Source organism: Bdellovibrionales bacterium (genome assembly GCA_018266295.1).
Lineage (GTDB): Bacteria > Bdellovibrionota > Bdellovibrionia > Bdellovibrionales > Bdellovibrionaceae > JACMRP01.
On sequence record JAFEAQ010000008.1, the window covers coordinates 323,685 to 338,439 of the forward strand.

Annotated in this window: 16 protein-coding genes; 5 read left to right on the forward strand and 11 right to left on the reverse strand. The window is 47.4% G+C overall.

The genetic code is table 11. The annotated features are described in order from the left end of the window. Positions 1-7: 7 nt before the first annotated feature. The 5 genes from JSU04_07570 to JSU04_07590 form a co-directional block, all read right to left on the reverse strand. Positions 8-895, reverse strand: coding sequence for an NAD(+)/NADH kinase (locus JSU04_07570; GenBank protein ID MBS1970151.1), 888 nt, complete (start codon positions 893-895; stop codon positions 8-10). Beyond that, positions 895-2,934 (reverse strand): M3 family metallopeptidase, encoded by a 2,040-nt coding sequence (locus JSU04_07575; protein MBS1970152.1) that lies wholly within the window; start codon positions 2,932-2,934, stop codon positions 895-897. Before JSU04_07575 ends, JSU04_07570 begins: the two co-directional genes overlap by 1 nt. Before the next feature lie 77 nt (positions 2,935-3,011). After that, on the reverse strand, positions 3,012-3,569 hold the full coding sequence (locus tag JSU04_07580; protein MBS1970153.1) for a hypothetical protein: 558 nt from the start codon (positions 3,567-3,569) through the stop codon (positions 3,012-3,014). Positions 3,570-3,733: 164 nt separating this feature from the next. Continuing rightward, the gene (locus JSU04_07585; protein ID MBS1970154.1) at positions 3,734-4,618 is read right to left on the reverse strand and encodes a polysaccharide deacetylase family protein; all 885 of its coding nucleotides are present in this window, start codon (positions 4,616-4,618) and stop codon (positions 3,734-3,736) included. 11 nt (positions 4,619-4,629) lie between these two features. Further along, positions 4,630-6,816 carry a phosphatidylserine/phosphatidylglycerophosphate/cardiolipin synthase family protein gene (locus tag JSU04_07590; GenBank protein ID MBS1970155.1) on the reverse strand — a complete coding sequence of 729 codons (2,187 nt, stop codon included), beginning with the start codon at positions 6,814-6,816 and terminating at the stop codon, positions 4,630-4,632. Positions 6,817-6,991: 175 nt separating this feature from the next. Between JSU04_07590 and JSU04_07595 the strand changes: the two genes are divergently transcribed. Further along, a complete protein-coding gene (locus tag JSU04_07595) occupies positions 6,992-7,795 on the forward strand; it encodes a TIGR02147 family protein (protein ID MBS1970156.1) in 804 nt (267 codons plus the stop codon). A gap of 17 nt (positions 7,796-7,812) precedes the next feature. Here JSU04_07595 and JSU04_07600 read toward each other — a convergent pair whose 3' ends face one another. From JSU04_07600 to JSU04_07615, 4 genes are read right to left on the reverse strand one after another with little or no spacing between them, the layout of a single operon-like run. Continuing rightward, on the reverse strand, positions 7,813-8,298 hold the full coding sequence (locus tag JSU04_07600) for a hypothetical protein (GenBank protein ID MBS1970157.1): 486 nt from the start codon (positions 8,296-8,298) through the stop codon (positions 7,813-7,815). Between the two features lie 47 nt (positions 8,299-8,345). Next, on the reverse strand, positions 8,346-9,146 hold the full coding sequence (locus JSU04_07605) for a hypothetical protein (protein MBS1970158.1): 801 nt from the start codon (positions 9,144-9,146) through the stop codon (positions 8,346-8,348). A gap of 6 nt (positions 9,147-9,152) precedes the next feature. Beyond that, positions 9,153-9,527 (reverse strand): hypothetical protein, encoded by a 375-nt coding sequence (locus JSU04_07610; GenBank protein MBS1970159.1) that lies wholly within the window; start codon positions 9,525-9,527, stop codon positions 9,153-9,155. 12 nt (positions 9,528-9,539) lie between these two features. Next, complete coding sequence (locus JSU04_07615) at positions 9,540-10,790, reverse strand: hypothetical protein (GenBank protein MBS1970160.1); 1,251 nt, start codon at positions 10,788-10,790, stop codon at positions 9,540-9,542. A 381-nt stretch (positions 10,791-11,171) separates the two neighbouring features. Between JSU04_07615 and JSU04_07620 the strand changes: the two genes are divergently transcribed. Further along, positions 11,172-12,041 carry a sterol desaturase family protein gene (locus JSU04_07620; GenBank protein ID MBS1970161.1) on the forward strand — a complete coding sequence of 290 codons (870 nt, stop codon included), beginning with the start codon at positions 11,172-11,174 and terminating at the stop codon, positions 12,039-12,041. On the opposite strand, the gene JSU04_07625 is transcribed toward JSU04_07620, so the two are convergent. Both JSU04_07625 and JSU04_07630 read right to left on the reverse strand, forming a co-directional pair. Then, complete coding sequence (locus tag JSU04_07625) at positions 12,042-12,284, reverse strand: hypothetical protein (GenBank protein ID MBS1970162.1); 243 nt, start codon at positions 12,282-12,284, stop codon at positions 12,042-12,044. It lies immediately after the preceding gene. 3 nt (positions 12,285-12,287) lie between these two features. Then, the gene (locus tag JSU04_07630) at positions 12,288-12,998 is read right to left on the reverse strand and encodes a DNA alkylation repair protein (GenBank protein MBS1970163.1); all 711 of its coding nucleotides are present in this window, start codon (positions 12,996-12,998) and stop codon (positions 12,288-12,290) included. A gap of 106 nt (positions 12,999-13,104) precedes the next feature. On the opposite strand from JSU04_07630, the gene JSU04_07635 reads away from it, so the two are divergent. From JSU04_07635 to JSU04_07645, 3 genes are all read left to right on the forward strand, one after another. After that, complete coding sequence (locus JSU04_07635) at positions 13,105-13,644, forward strand: hypothetical protein (protein MBS1970164.1); 540 nt, start codon at positions 13,105-13,107, stop codon at positions 13,642-13,644. A 47-nt stretch (positions 13,645-13,691) separates the two neighbouring features. Further along, on the forward strand, positions 13,692-14,393 hold the full coding sequence (locus tag JSU04_07640) for a hypothetical protein (protein ID MBS1970165.1): 702 nt from the start codon (positions 13,692-13,694) through the stop codon (positions 14,391-14,393). Between the two features lie 105 nt (positions 14,394-14,498). After that, positions 14,499-14,711, forward strand: a complete 213-nt coding sequence (locus tag JSU04_07645; protein MBS1970166.1) for a hypothetical protein — start codon at positions 14,499-14,501, stop codon at positions 14,709-14,711. Positions 14,712-14,755: the final 44 nt, after the last annotated feature.

A 14,755-nucleotide genomic window follows, 5' to 3' on the forward strand; every position in this document is an offset into this window, starting at 1 on the left:
CAAAATACTAGGCTCTGTCGCCAAATTTCAATTTCTCACGCAGCAAGTGGAAGTAGTTGTGCTTCGGCGCACGCACCACCCAGTGATCGTACTGGCTGCGTTTAATGACCACTTCGTCTTCCGGAGTGATCTCAGTTTCATTCTGTCCATCGACAATGAGCTGCGCTTTTTGCGAGCGCGCATCCATCTTGAAGGACATGTGCAAATCGTCCGGTAAAATCAGCGGACGACTCGTCAGGCTGTGCGGCGCCACCGGAGTCACCACGAAGACTTTCGCCTCAGGGTGCAGGATTGGTCCGCCGGCCGCGAGATTGTAAGCCGTTGAGCCTGTAGGGCTTGCGATAATGAAACCGTCCGCCTTCACTTCGCTCACCAGGAACTTCTCGCTGTAGATGGCCGTACTGATCAGGTGACTGCCTTGACCTCTCTCGATGACCACGTCGTTGAGAGCGTGGTACTCAGCGCGGATCTTGCCTTTTCTACGAACGAAGACGTGAATCATCGAGCGCGGGCGAAGGTCCATTTTGTTTTCCAAGGTCTCTTCCAGAACTTTGAAAGCGTCCTCGGCACGGTTGCCGGTCAAAAATCCGAGAGAGCCCATATTGATTCCGACAATCGGAATCTGGCGTCCCTCAAGAATGCGTACAGCGCGCAAGTAAGTTCCATCTCCACCAAGAGCAATTACCAAGCCAATCTTGTCCAAAGACGCAGCTTTGCCTTTGATCGGCTTCGTGCCTGCAATCACAGTCTGTTGAGGAGCTGTGAATACATTGTAGCCTTTGTCCTTAAGCCAAGCCGCGATCTTCTTAGCAAGAGCCACGGCTTCAGCCGTTTGCAGGCGATAGACAAGGGCGATGTTTTTATTATCTTTCAGGATCAGCTTCTGCTCGGCCATTAAACCAGACCGTCCCTTCGCAAAAGAGCGTTAGGATCCGGCTCACGACCGCGGAATTTTTTATAGAGATCCATCGGATGCTCAGTCCCGCCACGGCTCAAAACGTTTTCTTTAAACTTCTGAGCGACCTCCGCATTGAACAAACCTTTTTCCTGGAAGTATTCAAAGGCATCGGCATCCAAAACTTCAGCCCACTTGTAAGAGTAGTAACCAGCAGAATAACCGCCGGCGAAAATATGGCTGAAAGAGCAAGACGTGTTCGTACCAGCGACTTTCGGCATGATGCGAGTCACTTCCGTTGCTTGAGTTTCGAAAACATCGACGTCAGCAATCTTAGAAGGATCTTGAGAGTACCAAGCCATATCCAAAAGACCGAATTGCAATTGGCGCAGAGACATCCAGCCGGCTAGGTATTTAGACGACTTTTTGATCTTCGCAACAAGGTCCGCAGGAATTGGCGCATTCGTCTCATAGTGTTTCGCAAACACATCGAGGCCTTCTTTTTCACCAACCCAGTTTTCCATGATCTGTGAAGGAAGCTCTACGAAGTCCCAATATACATTGGTACCGCTCAAAGAACGGTACGTGCAATCTGAAAGCATGCCGTGCAAAGCATGACCGAACTCGTGGAAGAGCGTGCGCACTTCATCATAAGATAACAAAGACGGCTTTGTCGGAGTTGGCTTCGTGAAGTTACAAACGATGCTCACATGCGGACGTTTCACATCACCATTGAGCAAGCCTTGATCGCGGAACGTTGTCATCCATGCGCCACCTTTTTTAGTCTCGCGTGGGAAGAAGTCTGTGTAGAAGAGGCTGATATATTTACCAGTCTTTTCTTCAAACACTTCGTAAACCTTAACTTCCGGGTGATAAGCAGGAATGTCTTTGTTTTCTTTGAACGTGAGGCCGTACAAGCGGCGAGCGTGCTCAAACACGCCTTCCACCACGTTTTCAAGTTTGAAGTACGGGCGAAGATCTTCCTCGTTGAAAGAGTACTTTTTTTCTTTCAATTTTTCAGAGTAATACGAGAAGTCCCAAGGCTGAATGTCAGTAACGCCTTCAGATTCCATCGCGAACGCACGGACTTCTTCAAAATCTTTCAAGGCCGCTGTTTTTGATGGCTCCAAAAGTTTCGTGAGGAACTCACGAACTGTGCCTGGATCTTTTGCCATACGCTCAGCCAAGACGAAGTCAGCGTGGCTCTTAAAGCCGAGCAACTGCGCGCGCTGATGACGAAGAGTCGTCAGACGCTTGATGGTCTCTTGGTTATCGAACTTGTCGTTGAATGAACGAGCGCCATAGGCACGCCATAGCTTTTCACGCAGCTCACGATTTTTAGCGTAAGTCATGAATGGCAAGTAGCTAGGGATTTGCAAATTGAAGAGCCATTGGCCTTTGTGGCCTTTGGTTTCAGCTGCGTGAGCCGCCGCTTCAATCGCGCCTTCAGGCAAACCTTCGAGCTCTGATTTCTTATCAAGAAGCATTTCAAAGCTGTTGGTTGCTTTCAACACGTGCTCAGAGAATTTCGGGCCAAGAACAGAAAGCTCTTGATCGATCGCGCGAAGTTTTTCTTTGCCTTGGTTATCCAGCAAAGCGCCGTTGCGTGTGAAAGAGAGGTAAGTCTTTTCAAGCAACTTCATTTGTTCTTTGTTGAGATCTAAAGAGTTGCGCTTGTCGTAGACGACTTTTACTTTTTTGAAAATTTCTTCATCCAAAGCAACGTCCGAGCTGAACGCAGTTGCCACTGGATAGAGGTCTTTTGCCAAAGCTTGGTGCTCTTCGCTGGCGTGAGCAGATTCGAGGTTGCCGTAGATGCCGACAACGCGCTCAACGAGTTCGCTACAAGTCTCAAGCGCGACGATGGTATTTTCGAAGCTGGGTTCAGACTTGTTTTTTTTGATGGTTTCAATGTTTTGTTTGGCAGTTTGAATGGATTGCTCAAGGGCCGGAAGGAAGTGCTCAGTTTTGATTTGATCAAACGGAACGGCTTGGTCTTTGAGAGTGAATTTTTCGAGTAATGGATTTTGATTTGTCATAGGGTTTTGTGTAACACAAAACCCTTTACCCATCAGCATTTAGGGCAGGTTGCGCAGGGTGACAAAACAACCTAAAATTAGCGGTATCCACCCATGCTACCAGCAGACGTATTTGTTGCGCCCGGCGCTACGCAAATACCGAGGCGAGAACCGCCACCTGTGGTCTGACAGACGCGACCGGCGCCGCAGGCGTTCAATTGGTCTACGAAACAGCTTTGAGCAACATTTTGGAAGCAGCCGTTATTTTGTTGTGGATAGCCTTGCGAGTTGCTGATCTGTGGGATGTTCACCCACTGATTATTGTTCGCTCCGTAACCCCAGTAAACCGCTCCGTAAGCATAAGTGTTGAACGTGCTTACGCTCACACAGCCCATGCCGAACTGACCGTTGTAAACAGGGCGTGAACCCCATGGGCAGTTACAGAAATTACCGTTGGTTTGATAGTAGTAAGGATTGTAAGGGTATGCTTGATATCCGGGATACGCAGCATACTGATTGGAGTTGCAATAAGTTGTCCCATCCACACAAGAAGTTGGTGGTGGAACCGTAGCAACGGTAGAGTCTCCGCCTTTGTCGCCCGCACAGGCAGCAAAAACGAAAGGCATCACTAAGAATGTAAAAATCCAGCGCTTCATGACGGACTCCTTTTGGTTCCTTGATCCATCCACAGTCATACAAGCTCTATGCCAGGGACGATTCCCGTCAGCACATTGTAAAATGGAAATGATAGGGGATTTCCCTCTGAAAAAGGACCCTTAGGAGACGATTTGAGGCCGCTGTAAAGAACTTCGACAACCGTTTAAGGAGCGGCTTCGAAGTAGACCGTTTTGTAGTTACGGTTACGGAGTTGTTCGAGCACGTAAGGCAGAGCCTTTACGCCGGCTGGATGTGTTTCATGCATCAAGAACAAGCCGCGGTTGTATTTATCAAACATACCCACAGCCGTATTCAGAGCGACGTTGCCATCCTGAGTTTCAGAATCCTTCATCGACATAGACCAGTGGAAGTTCGCAAGATTGCGGGCTTTCAACAAGGCTTGCAGTCTTGGCACACTCGCGCCCGCACCGTAAGGGAAGCGGAAGAACGGCTGAATACGATAGTTGTGACCTGGTTCTGCTTCATTGAGCTCTTTGACGATCTTTTGCAGAAGGGCGTTGGTTCTATCAATTTCTTTTGCGGCAGCTTCCTCAGAAAGCTTTGTCATATCCGGGTGCGACCACGTGTGAATGCCGACAGCATGGCCTTCGCGCAGGATATTTTTAACCACTTCAGGGTAAGTTTCGACATTGCGGCCAACGAGGAAGAACATGGCTTTGACGCCATGATCTTTCAGCGTCTTGAGAACGAAGTTGTTAATCTCTGGCTTTGACGGGCCGTCGTCGATGGTGATGGCGATTTCATCACGTTTCATATTGGCGTAAGTCAGAGGTGCCGGCACCATTGGCTGCGGAATCACGCGAAGTTCGCTCTCGAGAGTGAACTGACCGACAGGGCCTTCGGCTTTAAGCTTGCCGTTTTTAATCAGGCCACCAGGAACATTGATTTCAGACGCCGGTTCGCGGTCCGCAGTGCTTTCAGTTTCCCAAGTCCAGCCTGTGGTTGCGGGCTTATTCTGAAAAGACACGCAGCCAAAAAGAGTCAGGGCTGCCACAGATGCAAATGCGACCTTCTTTGCCGACATCATATCGATTCCTTTTAGAAGTAAGAATCCGCCCAATCAATCAGAGTTCCGTTGATCCACGAGATCCGTTCCTCTTGAGTGATTTTACGACCACCTTCATTGATAAAGCTTTGGATCTGAGCACGCAGACTGAGCGCCGTTTTCTCATGCAGAATCAGGACGCCGCTTTCCACGTCGTGCAAGAAGCTACGACGGTTCAAGTTCACGCTGCTGACAAAGCCCATTTTTTTATCTACGACAAACATCTTCGCGTGCATGATTGAATAATTATCCGTCCACTCATAGATGTCGACGTTCTTGAGCAGGCGATTGATACCCTGTTTGTTGACGTCCTCTGCGATTTGCGGAACGCCGTCACCGGCCAAGTGAATACGAGTCAAAACCTGGATCTTCACGCCACGAGCCGCCGCACGGTCAAAGGCCGCGGCAATCGCCACAGACGGGCGGAAGTACGGAGTCGTAATCATAATCTCAGAACGAGCAGAGTCGATCATTTGGACATAGAACTTCTCAAGCTGATAACCGTCAAAGTAAGGCAGTGACAGCAAGTGACGAATCATCGGCGTCTTATTTGGCAGAGCCATCAATTTATCAGACTCGATGTAGCTTGCCATCTTAGGAACGTTGATTGTCGTTGAGCGGAAGCTTTGATTAGATGGATCTCGCATCCAGAACGCAATCATCTGACCGAGCACGGATTTCACGAACTCTTGGCCGCGAATAAGAACTTCGAAGTCCCGATAGAAGATGAAAGACTCTTCGCCGTCACCATAGCTCTTGAGTGAAGAGTAGGCTCTATAGACCGGAGCTTCTTTAAATAAGTAAGAGTCACGGATATTACGACCGCCAGTGACGAGGAAGCTCGACTTTGGATTCGCTGACGAGTAACCAATCAGAAGCTTCGTATGGCTCACGCGATGGAAGCGGTCCAGCCAAGTGCCGTCTTTACCGTCTGACAAGTGATACTGATAGTACTGCACTTTGATGTTCGGAACGCCTCTTTGCAGCTCTTCGATGATTGCTTTGTCTTTTTTCTTCATCGTCGCTTCAGCGGTCAGGATGCGGATCTGTGTGCCACGTTCCGCGTGATAGCGAAGTGCGCGAGAAAGAACCGAGCCATAGAAGTCCGCGGAATAGTTCAGTGAAGAAACCCAGATCACGTCAAACTTCGGAGCTTTTGTGAAGTCGAGTTGAGCCATCGGATTCTTGTCGTCAAAGTCCTTCTTTTTCAGAGGAGAACCCGTCAACGCCAAGATTCTTTGATTGATAGAATTGTATGGGTCATCAAGATTGATCAATTCATCATAGGTCTCAGTGCAGCTCGAGAAGTTGAAATCCTGCTGCCAGAAGAATGCAGCAACTGAGTCCTTCATCGAGCCTGTGGGACGCGCGCAGATCTCTGTTTGAGTGCTGAGTTTGTACCAGTCGATGTTTTTGGTGAGTAAGTCCACCAAAGTCATGCTGTGGGTCCAGGTTTTTGAAACCAGGGGATCATAGAAATACAATTGGCAGCGAGAAACGCTTGGCGTGAACTGAACGCTAACGTTCTGGCCATTTTTTTCATTGTAGTACCAATTGAATTCGTAAACTGGGCTGTGCTTTTCGCTTTCGAAAAATAAGAAGCCTTTGTTGTAAATCATGTCGCCATCGCACTCGAGACGCGCTTTCAGATAATACTGACGATTGTCTTTATCGTCGTGCATATCATTGCCAGGGTAAGGCAGCATGTTTTTGAGTCGAAGTGAGTAGTTAGCGTAAAAACGATGCTCCAGCGGGAAAGGTTGCAGAGGTGGTTTTGCCAAAGCGTAGTCTTCGAGATGCTTCATCTCGAAAACTTCTTCTTTCACTGAGCGTCGATCGCGAAAGGTGGCTTCGAACCAGGCGCCAATTCCATTCCAATTTTCTAACTGCAATTTAGCTGAAAGTTCGTTGATAAGATTTTGTCTTTCAGTGCGTAAACGCTCCACCGCAGCGCGGGTTTCAGGATCGTTCATGATGTCGCGGTCATAGACCGGCTTTACCAGAGTTGATTGCGGATTCATCTGGAAAACTTTTTGATCCGTTTTCCAGTCGTTGTTCCAATACTTCGAGAGCTGCAAATCAATTTCTTGAATGCGATTGACGCGATCGTTATCAAACGTCACCGAGCTGGGAGCGCGATCCGCACTCGTGCAAGAAAAAGAAGCAAACGCCAACAAAATGAGTAAAGAAAACTGAGTTGATTTCACGAGTTACTCATCGGTGAGTTGTTAATGAACATTGAGGTCCAGGTGGATTCTCTGTACCGCCGTATTTTCAGTATGGGCGAAGGTCTAGACTTTGCGAAAATAGTTATTAAAAAAGTAAACCATTTGGTTAACTCTTAGTGTGTGAGCTATGTCCATCTACCAATTCGATGACTATAAAGACTTTTTTAATCATTGGGTGTCGTCCCTCCCTAAGCAAGGCCACGGCGAATATCGCCGAGTGGCCTTGGCACTCAATGTTTCGACAACAATGATTAGTCAGGTCTTTAAAGGGGACAAAGAGCTCAGTTTGGAACTGACCTGCGACCTCTGTGAGTATCTCAACATGTCAGAGGACGAAACCGATTACTTCATTTTACTGGTTGAACATCGTCGCGCAGGTTCAGTCAAACTCCAGAAACGACTGGGGAAGCAGATCAAAGATCGCAAAGAAAAAGCCCAAAAGTTAGAAAACCGTCTGAAGAAAGAGACCGAGCTGACAGAAGAGCAGCGCGCGGTTTTCTATTCAAGCTGGATCTATAGCGGCGTGCGGATTCTTGCCTCTTGTGATGACTTCAATGATGCCGCGGCGATTGCGCAAAGATTGAATCTGCCGCGCAATCAAGTGCAGCGGGTGTTAGATTTTCTGCTCGGCAATGGATTGCTGACCCATAATAAAGGTCAGTTGGCGCTAGGACAGACGAAGACCTTCATTGGCTCTTCAAATTTGCTGACAGTGAAGCATCATCAGAACTGGCGCTTGCAGGGTTTTAACCGCATGGTTCAAGACGACAGTAAGAATCTGTTTTATACCGGCCCCATGAGCCTCTCGCACGAAGTCGCTGAAAAGCTTCGTCAGGAGCTCTCGAACCTGCTGGATAATGTCTATAAGGTCGTTCCGCCTTCGGCGTCTGAGACGACACGCTGTCTGAATATTGATTGGTTTGAATTCTAAAATCCGATTTACAAAAATTATTTATACGAGAGCAAGCCGGCGTCCGGAATTCCTTGCGGATCGACGCTGATACTCCAGCTCGGGATCTTTCCGTAGCAGGGAGTTCCCTTCGGGCAAGCCGACGTCGGATCGAAGCCCAGGAATTCTAATTCGCACATTTTATGATCGGGTTTTTCTACGCTTGCGTACGCTTTGGTGCAATTGAGGCGGACTTTTTCGCCTGATTTGATGGGCCGACCGCCGATGGCTTTCATGGTGAGCGATCCCGGCTTCACAGTGCCGTCGTCGAGTTCAACCTGCACGGAAAGTCCTGGGATTATTTTACTTTCAACTTCGGATTTCAAAAAAACAAGACTGCCAGTGACCAGAACGACGTTGGAAATAAATCCGCAAGCCGAAGGTTTGCCTTTTTCACAGGAAGGACCTATGGGTGCGATGGGAAAGCTGAGGAGGAAGAGTGCAAGGATAGCAGCGACAAGGACTACGATTTTCTTTAAACCCATAGCCCATTGAAACAGGACCCGATTCTTCTGTAAAGAACCGAGTATTACTATTTAGCGTATTTGCGGAATCCGCGAGCAGCCATGTAGTCTTCAAGCTCTTGCGGGTCGAAGGAATCGATTCTTGTGAGCAAAATACTTGTGATATCGCGGATCGTTTCATAGTCATAATCTTCGAGCTTGATATCTTTACCCAAGCCGATGTTATCACCGATATCCGAAGCATTGCGGAACTTTCTAAAACAATCGCGACGAGCTTCTTTGTACTTGTCTTCGTTGTCAGGCACCAATCTCATGATCGAGATGTTCACCAAGCACTGATCCAAAAGATTGGTGAACTCAAGCAGTCGCACGCCCATGATGAGTTCGTGCAATACCAAAGTTTCTTGTTCACGCGGAGCCATCTTTGAGAAGAGTAAGTCATTCACCCAAACTTCTTTCAGCTTTTGCAACGCGATTTGATCGGTTTTGAAGCTGACACCAATACGAGCCGCAGGGAGGTTGCGGAGTTCCGTCGGAATCAAATACCACGCACGTTCTTCAGAAATATGCATCAAGTCTGCTGCAAGTTTCGGGAAGCGCACGATCAATTTGTTAATCACTTCTTTTTGGACAAGCTGGAAAGACGTTTGTTGTGAAAGATCCACGCGGAAGCTCTCGAGGGGTTTGCCGTCAAGACCGTTGCCGCCGCCGCCGCCGTCAATGCCGCCTTCTTGGTGACTCGGAGGAACAGGCAAGCCTGTGCCGTTCTCGTTCACGTAGTGCTTCTCTACGACGGTCTCTTTGCCGCCTTGGCAGGCCGCTAGACCGAGAAGCATTAGAATGTTGAAAAGGACGTACCACTTTTTCATTTTATTTTATCTCGTGACAAAGACTTGTTTTTGCAGCGTTGTGAGGTTGTAAACTTCTTCCGTCAAAGTTCCTTTTTTATCTATGCTTTGCAAAACAAGCTGGTTACTGCCGAAATCCAAATAGCCTTGAGATTTAACGGATCTTTCAGTGCGGCCTTTGGTTCCAATTTCCACTTCGACATCTTTCATGAAATAAATCGGCTTCGCTGAACTGACTTGCGCCTGCGGTGCTTTCACCGTCAGGCACGTGTCACCTTGGCTTGCGCAGTTCTGGATCTGAACATTCTGCATCGTCATATCGGCAGAAGCGCTCTGAGCCAGAGGCATGATGATGATCATCATGCCCAGGGTTTTAGTTAAGAGAGAAGTCGATTTATTCACGTTTCTTCCTAATTATTTCTTTTGAGGAATCTTGCTGATATCGCCATCTGGGAACAAGCCGCCAAATGTGCTGTCAGACCAACGAGTCACTTTACCTTCTTGATCCACCGACTCAGGCAACAAGTTTTTCAAATCTTGTGGAGGGTTTTTCAAGAAACCAACCAAGTTCACACGGATTTGATCGATTTGCTGATCGTTATCGTCTTTGATCGGTGCAGTGAACACGCCACCCAAAGCTTGGTCTAAGACTGCAAGAGATTTATCCAACTCAGTTGCGTTCTCGATGCAGACACCGTCTTTGAATAAGAAACCACGGCGTTGGTTACGACCGCTAATGCCTTTAGGGCAAACGCGATCTTGATACTGCTTCACCCATTTTACAGCCGCGCTGAAGTCCACGCCAATTTCAGGGATCAAGTTCAATGTATTGTCAGCATTTAAACGAGCGATGCTTGGCAATGTTTTGTAGTAAGCCAAAGCCTCTGGCGGAGTCATGTGCTGAAGTTGTTCGTTTTTGCTGATTTGCTCGATCGTCGTCATATCGTATGCAGTGTAGATCGACCAGTAGAGCATCTCACCCCCCGTTGCTTGACGAAGAGCGATCAAGTCCGCAGAGTTCAGCTTCTTTTGAGCAACGCCAGATGAATCGCAGTTCACGTCAATGGAACCGTCCGCAACTTCTTTCCAAGTGCAAGAGTTCGCATATTCTTCATTGATCTCTTGTTGGAAAACGTGTGGATTCAAGTTCAAAGTCAGTTCCAACGTAGAGTTCTTTTTCAAGAACAAGCGGAACTCATTCAAAGCTTTATTGTAATCAGCAACAACGCGAGTTGCCTTAGCATAAGTATCGATATCCTCAGGACCATCCATCAAGAAAGTTTTGAGTGGAGACTCTGGGAAGTCTTTTTTCCATTTCGCGTAGTCCGCGATTTGTTTTTGATCACCTTTATTCATCAAAGGACCAATTCTGCGAGCGATCCCTTTAAACACCATCAAGCGTTTAATGAAAGCTTTGTAGAATTGAGCTTTTGGATTCGCAGCATCCTTTTCTAAAGCCATGTCGAAAGCTTTATCAGCCAACATGAAAGTGTAGGGACTTACTAGCTGTTCACCTGCATCCGCAAGATCGTTAGATTGCATTTGATTGTTCAAATGAATCTGCTTTGCTTTCTCGGAAGCACTTTGATCTTTGCTTTGTGAGCAAGCCGTCAGAGCAAGCACGAGGCTTGTTGCAAGGACTGTGGTTTTAAAAACTGTTTTCATATCTATCTCCTGGTTTTGTTACGCGGTCTTTAAGGTGCCGCTGTTGTATGAGCTAGTTATAGCCCGCGTAACGCATCGACCATAGATTTCGTTAGTAAATTGTTTCTATAAATATTAACCATTTGGTTAACATTTCTGACCCCAAATCAAACCAATACCTTTTGGGGACCCGCCGGGTTTAATACAAGCTTTATGCCCCGGCAAAACGGGACGAGGAACTCTTTAAGAGGTCTTGAGGAAGGTCCTGCTGAAGATCCTCTGAACACGGGCCGTAGATTGTCACGGGTGCCATGTCACGGGTGCCAGGTCCTGTTTCTTGCTGCGCAGAGTCCGGAAACAGGACCTGGCACCTTAGGAAGGGAGGTGCGAGAATGAAAGGATATGAAATCCGCGGTCTTTCTCGTTCGCTGTCTTTATTATCCTGTGCTCCTGATAGGGGCGGTGGCTCTTTTCTTTGCTTACAAAGATCAGTTTCCTGATGAAAAGCTTCCGATGTTAACCGCAATGCTTTCCATCGGTGCGATTGCGATCATTCATATCACGGAACGTATTCTTCCGTACCGTAAAGAGTGGAATGTGCCGCGTGGTGATCGCTTGAGCAACTTCATCTTTACCAACATTGCGCTTCCGGGCCTCTCGAAGATCGTCGAGATTTTACTGACGTTCTTGTTCTTAACAAGCACTTCAGGATTCATGCAGGCCCATATTTTTAGTTTGTGGCCTCGGCACTGGCCGTTGCTGGCGCAGCTCCCGCTGGCGTTGTTGATTGCAGAGTTCTTCTTTTATTGGATTCATCGCTTCGGGCACACCTGGGTGAAGCTGTGGAAGTTTCACGCCATCCATCACGTGGTGGAAAGACTTTACTGGGATAATGCCGGGCGCTTTCACCCTGTGGATTTATTCTTGAACTGGCTAATTTACTTTTTCCCGCTCTTCTTGCTGGGAGTGCCGTCGGAGTTAGTGGCGTTGTTCTTGTTGGTGAACGCAGTCACGGGTCTTTTGGAGCATGCGAATATCGATTTCGAGATGGGGCCGCTGAATTATATTTTCAATACGGCCCAGCTTCATCGCTGGCATCATTCGGTCGTACCCGAGATCTCATCGCAAAATTTCGGTAAGGTGCTTTCTGTGTGGGACTGGGTTTTTGGCACGTGGTACATGCCGAAAGACGAACACGTCGGTAAGATCGGCGTTGAGGGCGAACCTATTCCAGCCGATGTCTGGGGTCAGATGAAGTATCCATTCAGATAGTTAGTCGTAGCGGCGGTAGTAAGCGTAAGCAGTGACCGCTGCGCCAAATCCCCAGACAGCCCAAGAGTTGTAAATAAAAAGCGGGTAGACCATCAACACAATCCCAAGAATCAGATTGCGAGTGTTGCCGTTTTTGCGGCCTTGATTAAACAGCCAAAGCCCAATACCACTAAAGACAATCGCTCCGGTGATGCTACCGAAACTAAGGGCTGAACTCAGCGAGTCCTGAGGAATGTCTTCCATGGCTTAGTCTTTCATCTTCATATATTTTTTACGCTCAGCTTCGGGAAATTTTTCGATCGCGTATCGTAAAGCCGTCCGAGGCATTGTGGCGGCGTGCTTATTCAGGAATTTCTTTTCAGTCGCAAGATCACGGTTACCAATTTCACGCAGCATCCAGCCCACAGCTTTGTGCATAAGATCGTGCTTATCGTGCAAAAGAATCTCCGCGATCTTCAAGGCATCAGCAAAATCCTTCTGGCGGATAAAATGAAATGTGGAAAGCATCGCGATCCGCTTTTCCCAAAGATTTTTCGAGCGGGCGAGTTTGTAAAGAATCTTGCGGTCGCGCTCTTCGAGATAGGGGCCAACAATGTAAGGAGCCGAGCCATCAACGAGGTCCCAGTTGTTAATGCCTTTGACGTTCTTAAAATAGAATTTATAAATTTTTGTTTGCTGGACCTCATCCGCTTTTTTGAATTGCAGAGAAAGAATCATCAAAGCAATCGTGCGCTCCTCATGAATCGGAGAGCGAATGAGTTTCTGAAGGTCGCCGAAGCTCAAGTCTTTGTATTTCTTTGCGAGTTCGCGGCACGGAGGAACTTTAATGCCTGCAAAGATATCGCCTTCGCCGTATTCTCCGGGGCCTGTTTTGAAAAAACGCTGGAGAATCAGCGCGTCCGCGGGGCGAGATAATTTTTTAAAATCTTTTTTAAAGTCGTTTAAAGCTGCCATCATTAAAAATTTAGCACTAAGTACGTGTAATCACGAGAAAAAGTTTTATTGACCCTGTGCCTATTTCCAGGTCAGACTTAAGAGTGTCCTCTGAAAAGGAGTTCTAAGGATGAATAAATTTGTTTTCGCTGCAGTTTCTGCAGCATCTATGATTTTCTCTCTGCAAGTTTCTGCAGCTATTCCACCAAAACCAAAAGCTCCTACAGTCGGTCGCATTCTTGTTAACGAAGGCGAAGCGATGGGTGGTGTTGCAGGTACTGGTTTCAGCTTAATGGATTTACGCCGTACTGCGGATTCCGGTAAAAATGTCGAACGTATCGTTCTTGATTTCGGTGATTTGCAAGGGAATCCACAAAAAGGCCTTCCTGCTTATTTCCATGCGGAATTGAAAAAAAATCCTAACCGTTTGGTCATGGATTTCAGTCAAACACCTAATAGCCGTTTGGATGACGGGCGTTTGGCAAGCCGCTTTAAGAATTCCCTCTTCGTAAAGAAGAGCTCCATGATTTTGGATCCAGAGGATAAAGCTTTGAATCTGACGTTGGATCTCAAGCCTGGAACAGTGGCGCGCGTATTCCAAGTGCGTGGCGAAAAGACGACTGCAAAAGTTGTCGTAGATCTTTTTGTTCCTAAGACTGCAAAAAAATAGAGGTCTGATTGAGATTTCTAGGGCTCGTACTTTCATTGTGCTTTGTGATGACTCGGGCGGAAGCCCGGGTTTTTAACATTACCAGTGAAAAATTCGCGAGCTACTTCCTCGTGACGGGGGGCCCGTCCACGATCAAGAAAAATGCTTTTGCCGGTGAAGCGGCGATGACCGATACCTATGACGGCTCGGTGACATACAATTATACGGGTGAGTTTGGCTTTCTGTATTCAACTCCCGCGGTGAGTTTCCGTTTCGGTTTTGAGGTTTTCAAGCCGTCACTTTTAAGTAATGTAACGGCAACCAACGCGGGCGCCACAGACATGTACAGCATCAAAAGCAATATCACGGGCTATGCTCCGAAAATAGGGCTTGAGCTAAATCTGCAATCATCTCCGACGTATCGGGCGTTCCTGTCGGCCTATGCCGGTTCGGGCAATGTCAGCTATAAAAATGATTACACGATTTTAAACTATCCAGGCGTGAGCGATCACTCGGTCGAAGCGAAGGGGAGCGGCATGCTCTATGGCGGTTCGCTCGGAGTGGAATCACACATGACGGATACAACAACTTATATTTTCGAGTTTGGTTATCGTCAGATGAAAATCGATAATTTAAAGTACTCAAAAGATGTCAGTACATTTAGCGGCGCAAAGACTGCCGGTGATCCTGTTGTCGATGCCAATGGTGATAAACGTATTCTTGATTTTACCGGTGGCTACGTCACGATTGGCTTTCGTTTCTATATGTAGTTAAAAGCTGTTGAATGGCAGCAGTTTCTTCGTCGTACTTTCCAAGTTACACCTCAGACTCAAGAAACCTTCACCCTATCCTAGGCGCACATGAAGGAGGCTCGTATGGGCAGTCAAGATACAAAAAAACATGGCAAAACTATGAATCAGAACCAGCAATCCAATAAAGGTTTTGCTTCTAGTGATCGCCAACGTGACAGCGACATATCAAAACAAAGTGGTCAAGAATCCACCAGTGGTAGCCGTCGCGAAAGTCCCAATGCAAATAGTAATGTGGGACGAGAAGAGTCCTCGAAAGCTAACAAACAAAATCGTTAGCATACAACTGAATAGCCTTTTTTAGGCCAGCCCCGGCGGGGTTG